Origin of the sequence: Methylocystis parvus, assembly GCF_049675845.1 — a bacterium.
Classification (GTDB): Bacteria; Pseudomonadota; Alphaproteobacteria; order Rhizobiales; family Beijerinckiaceae; genus Methylocystis; species Methylocystis parvus_A.
The window spans coordinates 2,150,045-2,170,000 of record NZ_CP187161.1; the positions used below are offsets into that span (position 1 = coordinate 2,150,045).

18 protein-coding genes and 2 pseudogenes are annotated in these 19,956 nt (G+C 63.4%); 9 read left to right on the forward strand and 11 right to left on the reverse strand.

From position 1 onward, the window contains the following. Positions 1–79: 79 nt before the first annotated feature. Positions 80–2,356, reverse strand: coding sequence for a tetratricopeptide repeat protein (locus ACPFMJ_RS11175; RefSeq protein WP_424360116.1), 2,277 nt, complete (start codon positions 2,354–2,356; stop codon positions 80–82). A 127-nt stretch (positions 2,357–2,483) separates the two neighbouring features. Between ACPFMJ_RS11175 and ACPFMJ_RS11180 the strand changes: the two genes are divergently transcribed. After that, entirely contained in the window at positions 2,484–3,308 is an 825-nt protein-coding gene (locus ACPFMJ_RS11180; RefSeq protein WP_424360117.1) for an ABC transporter permease, read from the forward strand. Positions 3,309–3,640: 332 nt separating this feature from the next. On the opposite strand, the gene ACPFMJ_RS11185 is transcribed toward ACPFMJ_RS11180, so the two are convergent. Genes ACPFMJ_RS11185 through ACPFMJ_RS11195 form a run of 3 tightly spaced genes read right to left on the reverse strand, consistent with a single transcriptional unit; the run spans position 3,641 to position 5,834 of the window. After that, on the reverse strand, positions 3,641–4,825 hold the full coding sequence (locus tag ACPFMJ_RS11185) for a GSCFA domain-containing protein (protein WP_424360118.1): 1,185 nt from the start codon (positions 4,823–4,825) through the stop codon (positions 3,641–3,643). Beyond that, entirely contained in the window at positions 4,822–5,592 is a 771-nt protein-coding gene (locus tag ACPFMJ_RS11190) for a hypothetical protein (RefSeq protein ID WP_424360119.1), read from the reverse strand. Before ACPFMJ_RS11190 ends, ACPFMJ_RS11185 begins: the two co-directional genes overlap by 4 nt. Further along, positions 5,589–5,834 (reverse strand): hypothetical protein, encoded by a 246-nt coding sequence (locus ACPFMJ_RS11195; protein ID WP_424360120.1) that lies wholly within the window; start codon positions 5,832–5,834, stop codon positions 5,589–5,591. The genes ACPFMJ_RS11190 and ACPFMJ_RS11195 overlap by 4 nt, the downstream gene beginning before the upstream one ends. Positions 5,835–5,986: 152 nt before the next feature. Between ACPFMJ_RS11195 and ACPFMJ_RS11200 the strand changes: the two genes are divergently transcribed. Together ACPFMJ_RS11200 and ACPFMJ_RS11205 are read left to right on the forward strand one after the other, a co-directional pair. After that, positions 5,987–7,117, forward strand: a complete 1,131-nt coding sequence (locus ACPFMJ_RS11200) for a class I SAM-dependent methyltransferase (RefSeq protein WP_424360121.1) — start codon at positions 5,987–5,989, stop codon at positions 7,115–7,117. Next, a complete protein-coding gene (locus ACPFMJ_RS11205; RefSeq protein ID WP_424360122.1) occupies positions 7,114–7,806 on the forward strand; it encodes an alginate O-acetyltransferase AlgX-related protein in 693 nt (230 codons plus the stop codon). The genes ACPFMJ_RS11200 and ACPFMJ_RS11205 overlap by 4 nt, the downstream gene beginning before the upstream one ends. A gap of 77 nt (positions 7,807–7,883) precedes the next feature. Here ACPFMJ_RS11205 and ACPFMJ_RS11210 read toward each other — a convergent pair whose 3' ends face one another. The 7 genes and pseudogenes from ACPFMJ_RS11210 to ACPFMJ_RS11240 all read right to left on the reverse strand — a co-directional run bounded on the left by ACPFMJ_RS11210 (position 7,884) and on the right by ACPFMJ_RS11240 (position 12,115). Then, positions 7,884–8,114 (reverse strand): efflux RND transporter permease subunit, encoded by a 231-nt coding sequence (locus ACPFMJ_RS11210; RefSeq protein ID WP_424360123.1) that lies wholly within the window; start codon positions 8,112–8,114, stop codon positions 7,884–7,886. Positions 8,115–8,233: 119 nt separating this feature from the next. After that, the gene (locus ACPFMJ_RS11215; RefSeq protein WP_424360124.1) at positions 8,234–8,794 is read right to left on the reverse strand and encodes an efflux RND transporter permease subunit; all 561 of its coding nucleotides are present in this window, start codon (positions 8,792–8,794) and stop codon (positions 8,234–8,236) included. 112 nt (positions 8,795–8,906) lie between these two features. Further along, positions 8,907–9,248: pseudogene (locus ACPFMJ_RS11220) on the reverse strand (efflux RND transporter permease subunit); the annotation flags it as partial. Further along, positions 9,151–10,318: pseudogene (locus tag ACPFMJ_RS11225) on the reverse strand (efflux RND transporter permease subunit). The pseudogenes ACPFMJ_RS11225 and ACPFMJ_RS11220, both read right to left, overlap by 98 nt. Before the next feature lie 119 nt (positions 10,319–10,437). Further along, on the reverse strand, positions 10,438–10,764 hold the full coding sequence (locus tag ACPFMJ_RS11230; RefSeq protein WP_424363848.1) for an efflux RND transporter permease subunit: 327 nt from the start codon (positions 10,762–10,764) through the stop codon (positions 10,438–10,440). Continuing rightward, positions 10,668–10,940, reverse strand: coding sequence for an efflux RND transporter permease subunit (locus tag ACPFMJ_RS11235; protein WP_424360125.1), 273 nt, complete (start codon positions 10,938–10,940; stop codon positions 10,668–10,670). The genes ACPFMJ_RS11230 and ACPFMJ_RS11235 overlap by 97 nt, the downstream gene beginning before the upstream one ends. A gap of 11 nt (positions 10,941–10,951) precedes the next feature. Beyond that, positions 10,952–12,115 (reverse strand): efflux RND transporter periplasmic adaptor subunit, encoded by a 1,164-nt coding sequence (locus tag ACPFMJ_RS11240; protein WP_424360126.1) that lies wholly within the window; start codon positions 12,113–12,115, stop codon positions 10,952–10,954. A 336-nt stretch (positions 12,116–12,451) separates the two neighbouring features. Here ACPFMJ_RS11240 and ACPFMJ_RS11245 point away from each other — a divergent pair, with 336 nt between their 5' ends. From ACPFMJ_RS11245 to ACPFMJ_RS11270, 6 genes are all read left to right on the forward strand, one after another. Beyond that, the gene (locus ACPFMJ_RS11245) at positions 12,452–12,751 is read left to right on the forward strand and encodes an HdeA/HdeB family chaperone (RefSeq protein WP_424360127.1); all 300 of its coding nucleotides are present in this window, start codon (positions 12,452–12,454) and stop codon (positions 12,749–12,751) included. 17 nt (positions 12,752–12,768) lie between these two features. After that, positions 12,769–13,062 (forward strand): HdeA/HdeB family chaperone, encoded by a 294-nt coding sequence (locus ACPFMJ_RS11250; RefSeq protein ID WP_424360128.1) that lies wholly within the window; start codon positions 12,769–12,771, stop codon positions 13,060–13,062. 114 nt (positions 13,063–13,176) lie between these two features. Further along, a complete protein-coding gene (locus ACPFMJ_RS11255; RefSeq protein WP_424360129.1) occupies positions 13,177–14,202 on the forward strand; it encodes an AraC family transcriptional regulator in 1,026 nt (341 codons plus the stop codon). 201 nt (positions 14,203–14,403) lie between these two features. After that, complete coding sequence (locus ACPFMJ_RS11260; RefSeq protein ID WP_424360130.1) at positions 14,404–15,219, forward strand: outer membrane protein; 816 nt, start codon at positions 14,404–14,406, stop codon at positions 15,217–15,219. Positions 15,220–15,453: 234 nt separating this feature from the next. After that, positions 15,454–17,952, forward strand: a complete 2,499-nt coding sequence (locus tag ACPFMJ_RS11265) for an arylsulfatase (RefSeq protein ID WP_424360131.1) — start codon at positions 15,454–15,456, stop codon at positions 17,950–17,952. A gap of 245 nt (positions 17,953–18,197) precedes the next feature. After that, positions 18,198–19,424: a patatin-like phospholipase family protein gene (locus ACPFMJ_RS11270; RefSeq protein WP_424360132.1), complete on the forward strand. Its 1,227-nt coding sequence runs from the start codon at positions 18,198–18,200 to the stop codon at positions 19,422–19,424. Positions 19,425–19,956: the final 532 nt, after the last annotated feature.

The window sequence follows — 19,956 nt, forward strand, 5'->3', positions numbered from 1 at the left end:
TGGCGTGTCGGATCGGCAACAGGGCCTCGGGCGGCCGTTGCCGCCCTCGGGAAAATACCGCACCTTGTGCGTGCATATTTTAGCGACCGTCCCGCGCCGCCATCGCCCTGATGGCGGCGGCCATGTTCTGTATCGAACGATCCTCGGGTTCGAGTTCGGCCAGGCGATCGGCATGGGGGAGCGCCGCCGCGTAATCCCCGGCCTCCGCCTCATAGGAAGCGAGCGCGCCAAGAATGTCGCGGTCGAAGGGATGGTTCGACAGCGCGCGGACGAGCGTCTCGATCCCCTTTTGCGTCGCGCCCGTGTCATGCAGCGCCACGCCATAGACATAGGCGAAACGGGCGTCGTCCGGCGCCAGGCGCACGGCCTGCTCCAGGCTCGCCATGGCCTCGCCGAGCCGCTTCTGCCGGATGAGGCTCAAGCCCAGCGCGTGGGCCAGGGCGCCCGAATCGGGATTGCTGGCGAGGGACTTGCGCAGGGCGGCCTCCGCGCCGGCTTCGTCGCCGGCGCTGCGCATGACGTCCGCAAGCGAGATCGCCGCCGGCGCGAATGTCGGATCGAGCGCCAGCGCCTTCTCATAGGCCGCGCGGGCGGCGTCGTTCGTCCCCCGCGCAAGGTTCAGCGCACCGAGATTCGCTTGGGATTCCGGCCGCTCGGCGTTGTAGCGCTGGCCGGCCTCATATTCGGCGAGCGCCTTTTCGAAAGCCGCCCTCTCCACATCCGAGAAGCCCGCCTCCGCGTCGCCGGCGAGGGCGCGGGCGGCGTCCATGCGCACGAGCCGCGTCTCGTCAAAGAGGAGCGGCGCCAGCGCCTCCCGCTTCGTCGCCGCGTCGGCGTTGGCGAAAACGGCGACAGCCGCCGCGCGGGCCATCGGGTTCTTGTCCGAAAGCGCGGTTTTTGCAGCCTGCAAGGCCGCCGGCGTCGGCGCCTGGCTCAGGCGTTGCAACGCGCTCGCCCGCGCAATGGCGGATTGCCCCGCATCCGCCACGATCCGGGCCAGCGCAGCCTGCGCGCCCGGCGCATTGGCGTCGGCGAGCTGGAATGCCTCCGCAAAGCTCTGCGCGCCGGGCTTCGACCCGGCTCCCCATGACTTGAGCGCCCCCACCGCCCAGGCCGCGCTCTTGTCGGCGTGGCACTTGTTGCAAGCGTTCGGCGTCGCGAGGGACGCCGTGCGGTCGGGACGCGGAATGCGAAACGAATGATCATGCCGGGCGTCGACGCCCATATAGGTGGTCGTCGGCATGTGGCAGTTTACGCATTGGGCGCCGGCGGAGCCCGACGCGTGATGATGATGCGCGGGCGCGTCGAAGGCCGTCGCCGAATGGCATTGGGCGCAGACCGCGTTTCCCGCGAGACGCAATTTGCCCGAATGCGGATCATGGCAATCCGCGCAGGTCACGCCCGCCCCATGCATGCGGCTTTGCATGAAGGAGCCGAAATTATAGACCTCGTCTCGCTGCTGCCCGTCGACGTGATAAAGGCCCGCTTCGAGCGTCATCGGTCGGAAGGCGTCGTAAAAGCGCGCGGCCGCGAGGGGATCATCCGAGAATTGCTGCCGGCGCGCATGGCAACCCGCGCAGACGAGCGCCTCCTTGTCGCTCGCTGGCGGACCTGTCCGGACCGCCGTCGCGCCGCCCTCCGCCTGCCAGGCGCCGCCGCGCGCAAGGCTGACGGCGAAGCCGCGGTTGGGCGCCGACCGCGGCCCCGCGGCCCAGGCGAGGTGATTCGACGCCGGCCCGTGACAAGCCTCGCAGCCCACGCTGATCTCCGAGAAGGCAGTCGCGAAGACGCCCGAGGCGGGATCGTAATTCTTGCGCAAATTGGTGGAATGGCACCAGGCGCATTGATAGTTCCAGTTCTGGTCGATCCCCGTCCAGTGCAAGGGATCCCCCGCCGCGAGCTTGCGGTCGGGGTAAAGGTCGAACCAGCGCTGGCCGCCCTCCTCGACGGGGCGCGAATCCCAGGCGATTCCGAAGGCCTGAAGACGCCCGCCCGGCAGCTCGATCAGATATTGCTGGAGCGGCGCGACCCCAAGGACATAGCGGACCGGGAAATCGCCCTGCTTCCCGTCCGGGCCTTCCGTGCGGATCAGAAACCTGCCGTCTTTCCGGGAGAAAACCGTCTCCGTCCCGCCCTTCTTGAATGTCGCGCCGTCGAACCGGCCAAGCACGCTCGCCTCCGTCGGCTCCTGCATCGCCGCCCGGTGCTGCGAATGTAGCCAGTCGGCGTGCTGGCTTTGATGGCAGGAGGCGCAGGCGGCGGAGCCGACGAAACTGGCGGAGGACTCTTGCGCGGCGAGGGGGACGGAGGGCAGGAGGAATTGGAAAAGCAAAAGAACGACGGCCACAACGTGCATGATTTCAATCCGCCGAGAGACAAGCGTTGAGGCGGGCGCCTTGCCAAGCGCCAAAACAGCGCCGCCACCACTAGGCCTTTTTTGCGCCGCGCTCTACTGGTAGCGGAACCGAGCTAAGGATGATGGCATGAATTCCACCACGCGAGACCTGGCCCACGCTCCGTTTCCCGCCTTCACCGAGAAGATGCGAGCGTTTTGCCGGCTGATCGGGATCGTCGCATTGCAGGACATGCGCACCCGATATGGACAGCGCAGCCACTTCGGTTATCTGATAACGCTCATAACGCCCCTCGTTCATATTTCGTTCTTGACAGCCATCTACTATGTCCGGACGGCTGTCGCGCCGGTCGGAGACAGCCCGGCCCTCTTCATCACTACAGGCGCCCTCCCCTACATCGTCTGCATCTATCCTAGTCGAGAAGCAGCGAAAGCGCTTATGGACAATCGTCAGTTGCTCAGCATTCCGGTTCTCCAACCGCTCCATCTGATGCTGGCCAGGTGCTTACTGGAATCCTTGAACGCCATATTCGTGATGGCCACATTTTTGCTCGGGCTTTATCTGTTCGATATCGACATTGCGCCGATCGATTATCTTGAGGCGGCGAGCGCTCTTGGGGCCTCAGTCATCCTTGGTGTGGCGTTCGGCCTGTTCAACGTCATGATGTGCGGTATCTTCGGATATTTCTTCTCTGTCGTCGCGATGCTGTTGATGATGGCGCTCTTCCTCGTATCAGGCGTTTACGTTCCGGTATGGACCATGCCGGAGGAGGCGCAGAAATACCTTTATTACAACCCGATTTACCATCTCGTCGAGTGGTCGCGCTCCGCCTATTTCATCAGTTACGAGTCTGGATCCTTCGATAAGGCCTATGTCTTGGTCATTGCCGGGAGTCTCGCGGCGATCGCGCTATTGGGAGACCGTCTCTTCAGAGGGAAAATCATCTCCTGGTAGAGAGCGCGGCTCGCCTCTCCACGAACCCCGAGAAGCCGCGCGGTTCTTAGGAGGAGTGGTTGGGCGCCGCGATATATCGTTCGCGCGCAATCGGCGACTTGGTTTCCGAAATGAGAGATCGTGCAAGCCGGCGCGGGATGGGTCGGAGGACGCTCAGCCGGCGAAGCGTCGGGGCTGAAATTCAGCGCGCTTGCCATCACGCCGGACAATGCGGGGGGCTTCAATTATGAAGCGAACGGCGTTGTCTACGAGAATTTCACTCAGCACTTTGAAGTCAACATCCCGCTTCTGCACGTTTCACCGACGCCGCGGTCAATTCATGATCCGTTGGCTCAGTCTGCGGCTGCGTCCGTGCCGTTTTGCGTTTGACCAGGACCTTCGTCGATCGCACTGGCTTCCGGCGTCGCAGACTCCTCGCCGGGCGAGGAAGACACGGGCGCAAGCGCCAGCGCCTCTTCGTCGCACATCAGCTTCATCGCGTCTGCGACCGGGTCCGGCGGCGCGGGCGGCGAGGGCGCAAAGGCCTTTACGGTGCGCCGCATCGCCTCTTCCACGAGGCCACGCTTGATGAATCGACGGTCGAAGACGCGCATGACATGCGCGACGCCCTCCGGCGTGACGCTGCGCCTGTCGGGGCCAAAATAGTCGACGCCGCAATAGCCGCCGGCGACAATCTCGTAGGATGGGAAATAAGCGACATTCGCGAAGCGGCGCTCGAGCGTGTCGCAAGCGACGCGCAGAATAGACTTGGACGCCATGGTGGAAACCATCACATGGCGGCGCTCGGCGGTTGCGACGAGCGGGACGGGCGAGACGGTGAGAATGACGCGCGCGCCGGGATTGACGCCCCACAGGCGCTCGAAAAATCCGGTCATGTCGGCCACGACCTCGTCGACGCCGAAATTGACGAACTCATGCGCTTCGGGCGCATAGTCGCCGCCCGCCACGCCGGGGCAGAGCGGAAAAACCGCGCCGTCCGCGCGCGCGCGCCACGCTTCCGTCAGTCCGAGCGTGAAGACAAAAACGTCCAGCGTCTCGAACGCCTCCCGCACGGCGGCGAAATGCTGGTCGCGATCGAGATCGAGTTCGCGCAGGGAATTGAAGCCGCCCTCCTGGATCTGCGGACGGAAGGGATCGATGACGACGTCAGCCCCCTCGCGCCAGTAATTCTCCTTGGGAACGAAGCGGCCATAGGCGCGATCGAAGAGTTGCAGCAACTGTCGGCTCGTATAGACATTGCCGTAACGCGCCGAATAGAGGCCGTAGTTCAACGCCTGCGCGGCGTCCGCGGTGAGAAATGGATGCGCCTTTTCCGTGACGAGATAATTGCACCCGCTTTGCGCCAGATGCCGTCCAATATGCTGCGCGAAGCAACTGCCGGCCGTCACGATCTTGTCGCGCGCGCCGAGACGAAAAGGGGGATCGCCCATCGGATCGACATCGTCCGGCGGAACATTGGCGACAGCCTGCCGCCAGTAGGACGAGCCGGGCAGCCTCGAATAGGGATGCGACTTCATTTCCCCGCGCCCGCTGCCAGTCTGGCTTCCATGATCTCCATCGCCTTTCGCACCATGGCCGCGCCGAAAATTGGGTTGGCGTGGCTCGCATCCGCGCCCCAAGCCTCCTCGGCGAGCACGCCCGGCGACGAAACGAAGCGCTCCGGAACGCCTATGAATGTGATGTTTTCCCGAGCGCAGGCCGTTCGATAAAGCCCGCTCTGCACCCGCCACATCTTATAACGGAAAAGCTCCGACGACAGCTTGGCGCGATCGACGGCCTTGCGGAAGAACTCCTGCGGATAGGCCAGGACGCGCGAATCGGGTAGCGGCGGCGGCGGCTCCAGACAGAAGAGTGGGATGCTCGTCGCGCGTCGCAGTGCGGAGAGCGTGGCGAGCGTGGACGCCATTTTTTCCCGCATCGTTTCGCGGACGCCCGCCTCGGGAACGATGACGACACGCTCGGCGAGCGGTAGGCCAGGATTCTCGCCAAGGACGAAATCGAAGGGCTCGCGCGGCTGCGCGATGGACATGGCGACATGTTCGTTGCCGCCAACGGATAGCAGACCGAACGCCGCCTCTTCCTTGGCGACGATCTCGGCGAGGCGCGGATTGATGACGGGCGCCCCCTCGCCGCCGAGGAGCGTGGGCATGATTTGCGGGTCGTAAAGATAGACGAAGGCCGAGGTTATGGTCTCCGCACCGATCGTCGCGCCCTGGTGCTGGAGTTCGTAGCAGCCCTTGGCGATGGCGACGATATGGCTGTGGCCCAAACCAAGGATTTTCATCCGCGCTCAGGCCCTGGCGCGGCGGCGACCTCCACTCCGATCGGCTCGCCTTTCTGGATTGGACCCGATATCTGGCGCAGGACGCCCATTACATGGTGCACGGATGCGCCGACGCGGACGTTCCGGCCGATGATTTCCGAATCAGCGGACATAGCGAAAGGCGCCCGGATCGCAATCATCTCGCGTCCGCGATAGCCGTATCGGTAAAAGGCTTCGACCTCTATCGGCTCGACGTCAGACATGCCCGCCCCTTAACGAAAGTGTCGCTCTTTCGCCCGCAAGATAGGCCCCTCGCCGCGAAAGGCCAAGCCGCGGCAAGGGGCGCAAGGCGCCGAATTTTCCATGGGGGCGAGCTGTGCTAATAGTCGAAGCTCCCGCGAACGCGCCACGCATCATGAGCAATCCATACCAGACTGCGCCCCTCCAGGAGGCTCCGACCCGGGAAACTTTCGACGAGGCCTGCTATCTCGCCGCCAATCCCGACGTCGCGGACGCGGTGAAATCAGGAAAAGTCGCGTCCGGCTGGGCGCATTTCAGGAAATTCGGCTCGGTCGAAGGACGGCGGCAGACGGTCTCTCAAGAAGAGCTGGCGACGGCCGAAAATTTCGACGAGACGCGCTATCTCGCCGCGAACCCCGACGCGCGGGAAGCGGTGCGGCGCGGCGACGTCGCGTCGGCCCGCGCGCATTTCGATGCGATCGGCCGCTCGCAGCACAGGCGGCAACGCCGCGAAAGCCCCCTTCCTGCAATCCGCGCGCGAAAATTCTCGGCCCTGAGGCCGCGCCTTCTAGATCCCGATCGGCCTCTCGACGCCAATGGAAAGCTCTGCTTTCTCGACGCGGAAACGCGCGCGCGCGACGCGCTCGACGACGAGATTCCCATCAGCGAAAACGGCTATGACGACGAGACGGTTGGGCTGATCGAAAGCTGCGCCGATGGTCTCGTTCTGGATGTGGGCGCGGGCTTTCGGCCGGTCTATTACAGCAATGTCGTCAATCTCGAAGTGAAGGACTATCCGACGACCGACGTGATCGGCGTCGCCGACAGGCTGCCCTTCAAGGACGATTCCTTCGACGGCGTGATCTCCATCGCGGTGCTCGAACACGTCAAGGACCCCTTCGCCTGCGCAAGGGAGATCGCGCGCGTGCTGAAACCGGGCGGCTGGCTGAAATGCTGCGTGCCCTTCCTGCAGCCGCTGCATGGCTATCCGCATCATTATTTCAACATGACGCATGAGGGGCTGCGGACATTGTTCGAACCCTATCTGACGATCGAACGGCAGGAAGTGAATCCGGCAACCCACCCCGTCTGGGCCATCGCCTGGCAATTGCGCGCCTGGGCGGAAGGACTGCCGCCGGCGGCGAAAAAATCCTTTTTGAAATTGCGCGTGAGCGATCTTGTCGCCTTCCCGGGCCCGATGCTCGCCCAGCCCTGGGCGCGCGATCTGCCCATGGAGAAGCAGTTCGAACTCGCCGCCGCCACCATTCTCCTGGCGCGCAAGCCGACCGGTTCTGCTCCGAAATGAGTCTGACCAGCCTCCATGTTCACAAGGGCCTCGACGACTGGCTCTTCCTGACCGGCGGGTCCAATTTCGTCACGACGCTTTATCAAAGCGACGGCGGCCACCTGCCCGACGCCGCTCTGGCGAGGTGGCGGGATACGATCATGGCGCGCAAGGCGCGTTGCGACGCGATTGGGGCGCGCTACGCACATATCGTGATCCCCGAGAAACTGACGATTTACGGTCACAAGCAGGCGGAGCCGCTCGTCGATCCCGACCTCGCGCCTGGTCTGCGGCTCATCAAACTCTTCGGCGGCGACCCCGCACATTACGGCTATGTCGATCTCATCGCGTTGATGCGCGCCCATCGCGACGATGTCGACCTGTACTGGCGGACGGACACGCACTGGAATCCGGTTGGCTGCCTGCTTGGCTATGAGACGCTATGCGATGCGCTGGGCCTCGCCCACACCGACGCTCTGGACCAGCGGCCCTTCGTCGATGATCTGCGGTTGCTCGACCTCGGCTCGAAGCTCGAGCCCCCTGTATATGAACCCGTGCGTGAAGTGACATGGCTGCAGGACGCAAAGCGGGTTTACTGCAACAATGTCGTGCGTCTTCTCGAAGCGCATGAATATGGCGGAGAGATCCACGTCGGCTCGCACGCGATCTTCAGGAATCCCAAGGCGCCCAACGCCTGCAAATCGGCGTGAAGACCAGGCCGAAGAGCGTTACGCCAAGCATCGAGACGGTGAGCCCGCGAACACGGCGGCGAACGCTGCCGAGCGATTCAGCCGCATCGACGTCGCGCGCCATCCGCGCCCATCGGCGCGAAGACCAGATCGGCGTGAAGGCGAGGCGACACGCCGAGGATGAAGGCGAGCGACGTCATCAGGATCGGGCGAAGGCGCGTGCGGGCGGCTTCGACTGCCGCATCGACGCGGGACAGACCGTTATCCTCGCCCTGCTTGGCGAACTCGACGATCAAGATGGCGTTCTTCGCCGCCAGGCCGACGAGCACGACAAGGCCGATCTCGACGAGGATGTTGCGGTCGAGGCCCGGACATCGCCACGCCGATCATGGCGGCGAGGATACACATCGGCACGATCAGAATGACGGCGAGCGGCAGAAGCCAGCTTTCATACAAGGCCGGCGAGCAGCAGGAAGACGAAGACCACGGCGAAAGGCCGAAGGCGAGATCGCGGTGTTGCCGGCGAGCTTCTCCTGCAAGGCGATCTCCGTCCATTCGAAGGCGAAGCCTTGCGGCAGAACCTGTCGGCGATCGCCTCCATCATTGCGATGCCCTGCCCGGAGGAAACGCCCTTCTTGAGATCGACCTGCACTTCCGCGGCCGGGTAGAGATTGTAGCGCGGCACGCGATAGGGGCCGGTGGTGTCGCGGAAGGTTGCGACCGAGCCGATGGGCACCATGTCGCCATCGACGTTGCGGGTTTTCAGGTTCGATACGTCTCGCAAGGACAACCGGTATGGATTGTCGGCCTGCGCCGTGACGCGATAGGTGCGGCCGAGAATATTGAAGTCGTTCACGAACACCGAGCCGAGATAGATCGACATGGTCTCGAAGACGCGCGAGATCGGCACGCCGATCATCTCCGCCTTGGTGCGGTCGATGTCGGCGAAGATCTGCGGCGTGCGCGTGTTGAACAGCGTGAAGGCCTGCGCGACAGCCGGCATGTGCATGGCCGGTCGCGCCGGCCATCGCCCATGCGCGCCTTCGAGCGCCGGGCAGGCCCATGCCGCCGCGATCCTGGACGTAGCCCTTCAATCCGCCGCCGGTGCCGATGCCCGGCACGGCGGGCGGCTCCAGCACGAAAACGAAGGCTTCCTTGATGGGCGACAGCGCGGCGCGGACGTCGGCGCGAATGCCATCTTTCGTCAGGCCGCTGGCGAGGCGCTTTTCGAACGACTGAAGGCCGACGAAGACAACGCCTGTGTTCGGCGCATTTGTGAATGTCGCGCCGTCGAAGCCGACGAACTCGACTGCGTGCTCGACACCAGGACGCTGCATGATGATCTCGGACGCCCGGCGAACAACCTCATCGGTGCGCTTTAGCGTCGAGCCAGGAGGCAGCTGGAAGACGGTGATGAAATAAGCACGGTCGAGCTGGGGAATGAGACCGGTAGGCGTCGCCATCAGCCGCCGCGACGCCGATGAGCGCGCCATAGACGACGAGCAGAACAAGGCCGACACGAACGATCAGATTGCGCGTCAGCCAGGCATAGCCGTGCGACATCGTGTCGAAGAGATGGTTGAAACCGGCGAAGAACCAACGCAACGGCGCGCCGAGGATCGTCACGAGCGGGTTGCGTTTTTCGTGACCTGTGGCGTGGGGCTTCAAAAGCAGCGCAGCCATCGCAGGCGATAGGGTCAGCGATACCATCAGCGAAATCGCGGTCGAAGCGGCGATGGTGATGGCGAACTGCTTGAAGAACGAGCCTTGCAGACCCGTGATGAAGGCCGTCGGCAGGAAGACGCCGATCAGCACCAGCGCGATGGCGATGAGCGCGCCGCCGACTTCGTCCATCGTCTTGTGCGCGGCTTCCTTCGGCGTGATGCCCTTGCGCGATGTAACGTTCGACATTCTCGACGACGACGATCGCGTCGTCGACGACGATGCCGATGGCGAGCACGAGACCGAAGAGCGACAGCGTGTTGAACGTGAGCCCAACCACGCTCATCACCGCGAACGTGCCGACAAGCGATACGGGAATCGCCACCATCGGAATGATCGCCGCGCGCCACGTCTGCAGAAACAGGATCACGACGAGCACGACAAGCACGAGCGCTTCGATGAGCGTGCGAACGACGGCGTCGACGGATTGCTGGATGAACTCGGTCGGGTTGTAGACGATCGAATAAGCGAGGCCGGTCGGGAAGGATCTCCCCATCTCGACCATCGGCCTTGACGGCGGCGGCCGTAGAGAGCGCGTTCGAGCCCGGCTTCTGGAAATGACCAGGCCGTTGCGGGATTTGCGGTCGAGATAGGCGTTGACCGTGTAATCCTGCGCGCCGAGCTCGACGCGCGCAACGTCACGGACGCGGACGACCGATCCGTCCGGTTCGGCGTGGACGACGATGTTTCCGAATTGCTCGACGGAAGACAACCGGCCGAGCGTTTTGACATTGATCGTGAAGGCGCCATCGGAGGATGCGGGAGGTTGGTTGATGGAGCCTGCCGCGACCTGGAGATTGGCGGCGCGCAGCCGGAGACACTTCGCCTGCCGTCAAACCGCGCGCGGCGACCTTGTCGGGATCGAGCCAGACGCGCATCGAATAGTCGCGCGCGCCGAAGACCGCACGTCGCCGACGCCGTCGATGCGCGTCAGCTCGTCGCGCACATAGAGCGTGGCGTAGTTCGAGATGTATTGCTGGTCGCGCGAGCCGTCCGGCGAGGTAGATGCACGACCATCATCAGGTCGGGCGAGGCTTCGGACGGACGACGCCGAGGCGCGCACCTCGTCCGGCAGGCGCGGCTCGCGATGGCGACGCGGTTCTGAACCAGGACCTGCGCAAGATCGATGTTCACGCCGGTCTTGAAGACGACATTGATCGTCAGCAGGCCGTCGCCCGTCGATTGCGAGGCGATGTAGAGCATGTCGTCGACGCCGTTGACCTCCTGCTCGATCGGCGTGGCAACGGTCTCGGCGATGACTTGGGCCGAGGCGCCAGGATAGGTGGCGTGATCATGGCGACGGTCGGCGGCGCGATGTCGGGATATTCCGCGATGGGCAGCGTGCGCTGGGCGATGAGGCCCGCGATCGTGAGCAGCACCGAGAGGACGGCGGCGAAGATCGGCCGTTCGATGAAGAAGTGCGGGAAGCGCATGCGTCTTTCGTCTAATTGGCCAGAGGAGCGATGACGCCTTCGGTCGGCGCGACGATGGCGCCGGGCCGCACCATCGGATTGGCGAGGCCGGCGGTGATGACGCGATCCTTGGGATCGAGACCCGAAAGAATGACGCGCAGCCCCTTGTGCAGCGGGCCGAGCGAGACCGGCTTGGGGACGACCTTGTTGTCCGGCGTAACCGTCATGACGATCTTGTTGGTCTGGTCGGAAGCGATGGCGGCGTCCGGGATCAGCAAGGCGGCGAGATCGCCGCCATTGACGCGCACGCGGCCGAAGGCGCCCGGCGTGAGGAAGAGATCCTTGTTGTCGAGAACGGCGCGGGCGCGGATGGTTCCCGAACGCGCATTGAGCTGGTTGTCGAGGAAGTCGATCGAACCCATGCGTTTCCAGTCCGTCTCGTCGGAGAGGCGCACATAGGCCGGCGTCTTGCCCTTCTGCCGGGTTGCGCCGCTGCGGGAATAATGCAGGAAATCGGATTCCGAAACGTCGAACTCGAAATGGATCGGGTCCAGCGCGACGATCGTCGTGAGCAGCGTCGTCCCGGCCTGCACGAGGTTGCCAACGTCAATGCGCCGGTCGGAGACGCGGCCAGCGATCGGCGCGCGCACCTGCGTCCATTCGAGATTGAGCTCGGCGTTGCGCAAGGACGCCTCGGCGCCGAGAAGCTGGGCGCGCGCCGAATCGGAGCCGCCGCGCCGCTGATCCATGTCGCGTTTGGTGATCGTGCCCCCGCTCACCAGCGTCTCGCCGCGCGCGACGTCCTTGGACAGCATCGACGTCTGCGCCTGCATGCGGGCGACCTCGGCGCGCGCGCTGTCGACGGCGATCTGATAGGGCCGCTGATCGATGGTGAAGAGGAGATCGCCCGCCTTCACGATCTGGCCGTCCGTGAAGTGAATCTTTTCGACGGCGCCGGAGACGCGCGGGCGCACTTCGACATGCTGGATGGGAACGAAGCGACCCGTATATTCATCCCAGCGCGGCACGACTTCGGCGAGCGGGTGCGCGACCGTGACGCCCGGCGCCGGCGGGGCGGCGGGCGCGCCTTCCTGGGCGCTGACGCCGTTGCGGAAGACCGCGGCGGCGATCAAGACGATGACGCCAAACGATAGCCACGCAAAGCGGGGAGAAGCGCGAAGTCGCGTCCAATCCATGAGAATTCTCTTATGAGAGGGAGGGAGCGGACCCACAAACCGCTCCTTGGCGCAAACTAGGACAGAGTCGCTGTCCCGTCCACAGAAACGGGCGCCCGGGCGCTTTTGGGCTAAATCTCTGTCTCTCTGAAAACTTATTCATTTCTCCCGCGAAAGTTTTAATGCTCAGCTCTCGGCAAGGGCTGGACTTGTTTACAATATGTGGCATTGTCCGTCTCGCGTCGGCATGGCTTGCGCTTGAATTATACGCGCTCAAGTTGCAAATCACACAGCCCGCCGACCGGGCGGGGGACAGTCCCGCTTTTTGGAATTCGGAGTTTCTCTGGAGGAGAACTGATGAGGAAACTGATATTCGCGATGGCTATGGCGGGCGCGCTCGCTCCGTCGCTGACGCAGGCGCAGACGGTGCAGATCGACATGACCAAGATCACCTGCGGCGAAGTGCTCGCCATGCCGGCCGATCTGCAGAGCGACTTTGCGGCGTTCATGAGCGGCTTCTTCGCCCAGAAGGCCGGCCGCACCTTCATCAATGTTGAGCTTTTCCAGAAGAACGTCGCCAGCGTGATGGATTGGTGCGCCTCGAACAAGGGCGAGTCGGTCTTCAACGGCCTCGAGCGGGCTTCGCAGCAGAAGTAAGAGAGATCGGGAAAAACATGAATCGCAAGCTGATTTTCGCCGGCCTCTTCGCCGCCTTCGCCTTCGCCGCGCCCGCCGACGCCCAGGTCACTCTGGAAATGGCGGACATCACCTGCAAGGATTTCGGTGGGTACGACGCCGCCCGTCAGGATTTCGTCTCGAATTGGATGCGCGGCTATTTCATGGCTGCGAAGAACCTCACGGTCATCGATTCGCGCTACGTGAAGCGTAACAGCCAGAAGATCGCGCGCTACTGCAAGAAGCTTCCGAATTCGAAGCTGATGGACGCGGTGCAGAAGAACGCTCGCTAAGCAATGAAGCCCGGCCCAAAGCCGGGCTTTTCTCTTCCCGGCGGCTGGCGGCGCCGGGCTCACAGCGTTGCGAGGGGCGACCGGAGACCCGTTCCTCCTGACCGAGAGACGACAATGGGTGCGCGCTCCGCCCCGGGCCGGGTCACCGCCCAGGGGACCGTTAAAGTCAGAAATATTTCAGCGATTCCGGATCTTCTCGCTGAAGCGGGGGTCGACCTTGCCGCCTTGCTCGACGAGGCCGGTCTCGAGAGAGACCTTTTCTCCAATCCGGAAAATCTCGTCAGCTATCGGGCCGCCGGCCGCCTCATCGAAAAAAGCATTCTCGCGACAGGCCTCGAGGATTTCGGACTGCGCGTGGGAATGCGCCAATCGGCTCCAATTCTCGGCCTCGCTGGCTATGTCGGCGTCAATGCGCCCACCGTGTCCCAGGCGCTCGAGACGATGACAAGCTCCCTGAAGCTTTCCGATACGGGGGGCAGCGCGAGCCTCGTCGTGGAAAGGGGTTACGCCGCCCTACGCTGGATCGTCGTGGAGCCCGAGGTCCCGGCGATCGACCATATCGACGATCTGGCCGTCGCTGTCATGTTCAACATTGTGAGCGGCCTTTGCGGGAAGCGCTGGCGCGCCGCGGAGATCTGTCTCACGCGCGAACGCCCCAAAAATGCGGCGCTCTACGTTCAGTTTTTCAACGCGCCGATCCGCTTCGAAACCGACGTCGCCTGCGTCATGTTTGAAGAAGGGTGGCTCGACGAACCCGTCTCTGGTCGCGATTCGCAGCTTCACGACATCCTGTCGCCGATCCTTACGCAGGCGCTCGAGGAAAAAGGGGCGAACTTCAAGGACAGGCTCTGCGACATCCTGCGGACGCAGGTCCTGGGCGGCGCGCTGACGCCCGACCGCGCCGCGGCGACGCTTGGCATAAGCGTCCGTACGCTCTCGCGCCGGCTCGCCGACGAAAACGCGACCTTCTCCGAACTCGCCCAGCTCATTCGCTTCGAGGTGGCGCAGCGCATGTTGCGGTCGGGGAAAAGCCTGTCGGAAATCGCGGCGACGCTGGGCTATTCCGATCCCACCGCTTTCATCCGCGCTTTCAAGCAGTTCACGGGCAAGACGCCGGCCCGCTGGCGGCGCGGCCTTTGACGCAACCTTTGCGTGCGTCGCCAGGCCTGTTGCAAAAAAGCGACACACCCTGCTTTTCGCGCCCGACCCTGGTCTTTGGCCTGGAATGACAACTTCCTGGCTTCAGCTATCGGTTGGCTAGAGCGGATCAATGCTACCCAGAGTAGGTTGAGCGCTTTCGGACCCGAAGCAGTCCTTGGAAACAGGCGTAAGGAAGTTAAGATGAAGAAACTCGCTATGATTGCGGCGGCCTCGCTTGCCGCCGGCTCCGCTCTCGCGGCGGATCTGCCCTCCCGCAAGGAGGCCCCGGCCTATATCCCCCCGCCCCCGATGATCACCTGGACCGGCTTCTACGCCGGCTTGAACATTGGCGGCGCCTGGAGCGCCAACAGCGTCAACCCGAACAGCCTCGCCCCCTACGCCAACAACGTCTCGGGCGCGATCATCTTCCTGCCCGGCAACAATTCTGGCGGCAACACCGCCGGCGGCGTGATCGGCGGCGGCCAGATCGGCTACAACTACCAGATGGGTTCGTTCCTGCTCGGCGTCGAAACCGACTTCCAGGGCTCGAGCATGAATTCGGGCGGCGCCAACAATTTCGCGGTCTATCCCGGCGACGGCGGCGCTTTCGGCCCCGCGGGCAGCCTTTGGGTTCCGCTGACCTCGGGCGGCAACAATGGCGTTGCGCTGAACTGGTTCGGCACCGTTCGCGGCCGCGCCGGCTATCTGATCACGCCCACCCTGCTCGCCTACGCGACGGGCGGTTTCGCCTATGCCGGCCTGTCGGCCAACGCCAACGGCTTCAGCAACACCCGCACCGGCTGGACGGTCGGCGGCGGCGGCGAGTGGCTGTTCATGCCGAACTGGTCGGCCAAGCTGGAATATCTCTACACCGAACTCCCCGGCGGCGGCGCGCAGGGCGCCTTCGGCTGGACCTGGGGCACCAACCGCATCACCCCCAGCTATCATACCGTCCGCGCCGGCGTGAACTATCACTTCAACTGGGGCGCTGCCGCTCCGGTCGTCGCGAAGTACTGATCGCACTTCTGAAACTTGCGGGTGTCGCCAGCCCCGCGCCCGCAGGGATCAGGGAAAGCCCGGCCTCGCGCCGGGCTTTTTATTTTTCCGGGGCAGTTTTTCCATGAAACAAGTCTTTCAAAGTCAGTTAAGGGGCGCCAAACGTCAGTTTTCGCATCAGGACGCTAAGTACTATTGACGCTTATCGCTCGCCCAACCACACTTCGCCAAACTTGAAAAACGAAGGAGGGCGAGATGCGGTTTTTGCACTCGATTGTTTTTCTATCGGCCACATTCATCGGCGCGTCTTCCGCGCCTGCGCAACAGATCAACGGCGTCGCCGGTTCACCCAGCGCGACCGTCACGATCAAGGGCGACCAGTTGCCCGCGCCGCCTTTCAAATTCGGCGGAAAGATCGAAAAGAACGCTGCGCAATCCAGACCCTATTGGCCGCCGCGCATCGAACCGCCCAAGGGCGCGCCCAATGTCCTGCTGATCATGACGGACGATTCCGGCTTCGGCGTGCCGAGCACGTTCGGCGGCGTGATCCCGACGCCCTCCCTCGACCGCATCGCCAATAATGGCCTGCGCTACACCAACTTCAATTCCACCGCGCTCTGTTCGCCGACGCGCGCCGCGCTGATCACCGGCCGCAACCACCACTCCGTCGGCTTCGGCGTCATCGCCGAGCAAGCGACGGGCTATCCCGGCTACAACAGCGTCATCCCCGACAACAAGGCGACCATCGGCCGAATCCTGAAGGACAATGGCTATCGCACGTCATGGTTCGGAAAGGATCACAACACGCCGGCTTTCGAAGCCAGCCAGAACGGGCCCTTCGACCAATGGCCGACCGGCATGGGCTTCGAATATTTCTACGGCTTCGTCGGCGGCGACGCCAATCAATGGGCGCCGAACCTCTTCCGCAACACGACGCAGATCTATCCCTTCCTCGGCAAGCCCGGCTGGAACCTGACGACCGCAATGGCGGACGACGCCATCGCCTATATGAACCGCATCAACGCGCTCGCCCCCGAGCAGCCCTTCTTCCTCTACTACGTGCCGGGCGGCACCCATGCGCCGCACCATCCGACCCCCGAATGGGTGAAGAAGATCGGCGACATGCATCTCTTCGACAAGGGGTGGAACGCGCTGCGCGATCAGATCTACGAGAACCAGAAGAAACTCGGCGTCATACCCCAGAATGCAAAGATGACGCCCTGGCCGCACGAGCTCCTCAAGAACTGGGACGAACTCTCTGCGGATGAAAAGAAGCTCTATATCAAGCAGGCTGAAGTCTTCGCCGCCTATGTCGCTTACACCGACCACGAGATCGGCCGCGTTATCCAGGCGGTCGAGGACATGGGCAAGCTCGACAACACGCTGATCATCTACATCAACGGCGACAATGGCACGAGCGCCGAAGGCCAGCTCGTCGGCACGCCGAACGAAGTCGCCATGTTCAACGGCGTTCAGGTGCCGGTCGAAGATCAGCTCAAATATTTCTACGACAAATGGGGCACGGACCTGACCTATCCGCATATGGCGGTCGGCTGGGCCTGGGCCTTCGACACGCCCTTCTCCTGGACCAAGCAGATCGCCTCGCATTTCGGCGGCGTCCGTCAGGGCATGGCGATTTCATGGCCGAAGGCCATCTCGGACAAGGGGGGCGTTCGCAACCAGTTCCATCATATGATCGACATCGTGCCGACCATTCTGGAGGCGACGCATATCGCGGAGCCGAAAGTCGTCGACGGCGTGAAGCAGAGCCCGATCGAGGGCGTCAGCTTGATGTACACTTTCGACAAGGCGAACGCCGATGCGCCGTCGCGGCACAAGACGCAATATTTCGAAATGATGGGCGACCACGCCATCTATCATGACGGCTGGATCGCAAGCGCCAAAGTGATGCGCCCGCCCTGGGACGTGATGGGAAAAGTCAGCCAGGACCCCGCCGCCTATCCCTGGGAGCTTTACGACCTGAAGAGCGACTGGACCCAGTCGAAGAATGTCGCCGACAAAAACCCGGCCAAGGTGAAAGAGCTCGAAAAGATTTTCTGGGCGGAAGCCAAAAAATACCAGGTGCTTCCTCTCGATGCGACGGTGGCGACGCGTCTCGTGACGCCGCGGCCCTCCATCACCGCGGGACGCAACGTCTTCACCTGGACGATGCCGCTCACCGGAACGCCGAACGGCGACGCGCCCTCCGTTCTCGACGCTTCCTATAATTTCAAGGCGGAGGTCGACATTCCGGATGGCGGCGGCGACGGCATGCTCGTCACGCAAGGCGGCCGCTTCGGCGGCTACGGCTTCTATCTCCTGAAGGGCAAGCCCGTCTTCACCTGGAATCTCGTCGATTTGAAGCGCGTGCGCTGGGAAGGACAGGAGCCGGTTTCGCCCGGGGAACACACGCTGGAATTCGACTTCAAATATGACGGCCTCGGCATCGGCACGCTCGCCTTCAATAACCTGTCTGGGATCGGACGGAGCGGAACAGGCGTCTTGAAAGTCGACGGCAAGGTCGTCGCCGAGCAGAAGATGGAGCGCACGCTACCCTTGATCCTGCAATGGGACGAAGCGCTCGATATCGGCTCTGACACGCTGACCGGCGTGAACGACGCCGATTATCGGCCGCCCTTCGCCTTCAACGGCAAGATCGGGAAGATCACGCTGACCATCGACCGGCCCAAGCTCACCGCGGAAGATGAAAAGCGGCTGATGGAGGCCGACCGCAACAACAAGGCAAGCGAATAGTCTGTGGGCTTCGCAAAGGACGGGCGGCGGCGATGAGAATCGTCGCCGCTGTCTTTGCGTGTCATGGCCGCAACATCGGACGAATATTTCGATTCGCTTCAATCGCGCCCGCCTCGCGGCGCTTGCCGCCTGTCGAGAGTCATGCAAGCGATAAGGGATCGCGCTAAGCCGGCAGGCCGGAGCGATCTTACAGCAGGCCTGTCGTTCCGGGCCGCGCGCCGACCGCGTAAATGAGAGAAATAGTGATGCGTCTGACCACGACCGGTTTCGTGAAACGCTTTCATTCGCTCGGCTGGCTCGCCGCTTTTTCCCTCCTTGCGCTTTCAGCCTGTTCGTCCATTGCGCCGCGCACGCCCGTTCCAATCGCCGAGCGTCAGAATACGAGCGTTCTCGGCCTGCCCAACGGTCGCTTCTTCATCGATCAGCCGGCCCTGATGGCGGCCGAGCAGGCGCTTGCGCTCGAGCGCGAGGCGAAGGCGCTGGGCGTTCCCAAAGGGGGCGCGCTGCCGACCGCCTATTTGCTCTCGCTCTCGGGCGGCGGCGACAATGGCGCGTTCGGCGCCGGCCTGCTCTCCGGATGGACGAAGCATGGCGACCGCCCGAAATTCAAGCTCGTCACCGGCATCAGCACCGGCGCGCTGATCGCGCCCTTCGCCTTTCTGGGGCCGGACTATGACGCGGCGCTCACCGACGTCTACACCAACATCGACCCGTCGAAGGTTTATGAGAAGCGCTTCCTGCCTTACGCGGCGCTCGCTCAGAACGCTCTCTCCGACAGCGCGCCGCTCTACGACACCATCGCGCATTATTTCGACGGGACGATGCTCGCGCGCATCGCCGAGGAATACCATAAAGGCCGGCTGCTCCTGATCCAGACGACGGATCTGGACGCAGGCCGCCCCGCCATCTGGAACATTGGCGCGCTCGCCGCGAGCGGCGATCCGCGCGCGCCCGATCTCATTCGCCACATCTTGCTGGCGTCTGCATCGATCCCGGCGGCGTTCCCGCCCGTGTTCTTCGACGTCGAGGCCGGCGGCAGGTCATATCAGGAAATGCATGTCGACGGCGGCGCCGTCAGCCAGGCCTTTCTCGTGCCCCCGAGCCTCAATACGCGCGCGGGGCTCGAGCGCTCCGGATACCGCCGGAAATCGTCCGTCGCCTATATCATTCGCAATTCCCGGCTGACGACGTCCTGGACCGACGTGGAGGACACGACGCTCCCCATCGCGGAAAAAGCCGTCTCCACGATGATCAACTATAACGGCGTGGGCGATCTCTACCGGATGTATCTGGTGACGCAGCGCGCTGGCGCCTCTTTCAACCTCGCTTATGTCGGCGAGGACTTCCAGGCGCCGCACCCGGAAGAGTTCGACCAGACATTCATGCGCGCGCTTTATCGCTACGGCTATGACAAGGCGTCGAAAGGCTATCCTTGGGACCACGCGCCGCCGGGGCTTCAGGCGAAGAAGTAAGCTGCCGACGAGCGCGCGTGGGCGGCGGCCTCGGGCGAGCGCCCTCGCGTCTGGAACTGCTCAAGTAGAATTCATGGGAGCGGGCGGGGTCAGGGCCATCTGGCGGAGGGGGCGTCCGCCTTCTTGAGTTTCTGAATAAGGCCGCAATGGTCTCGCCCTTCGTGTTCCACAGGCGTGGTTGCTCATAGCCGACGTCGTGTTCTAGCAACGTCTTGATGAAACGCTCCATCCTGCGAAGGTGGGTCGGGTGATTACGGTAATCCGCATACACGTTGTGCAGGAGTAGAAGGACCGGGCCGAGCGCGCCTTGACCGCTTTCTGCGACCACGATCCGGTTCAACCCCGTCAGTCGCGCAGCGATGGCCGTCACGACGGCAAACTTGAATCCGCGCGAACGTACGCTGCTTTCCTGAGCTGACGGCGCGTAGACCCCGAAACGGGATCTGGTCGAACGGTTCAACGCCGGCCTTGAAGGTATGACGGTGTTTGGTCATACGCACACAAACGGCGTCGCTTCCGTTCACGGACACCT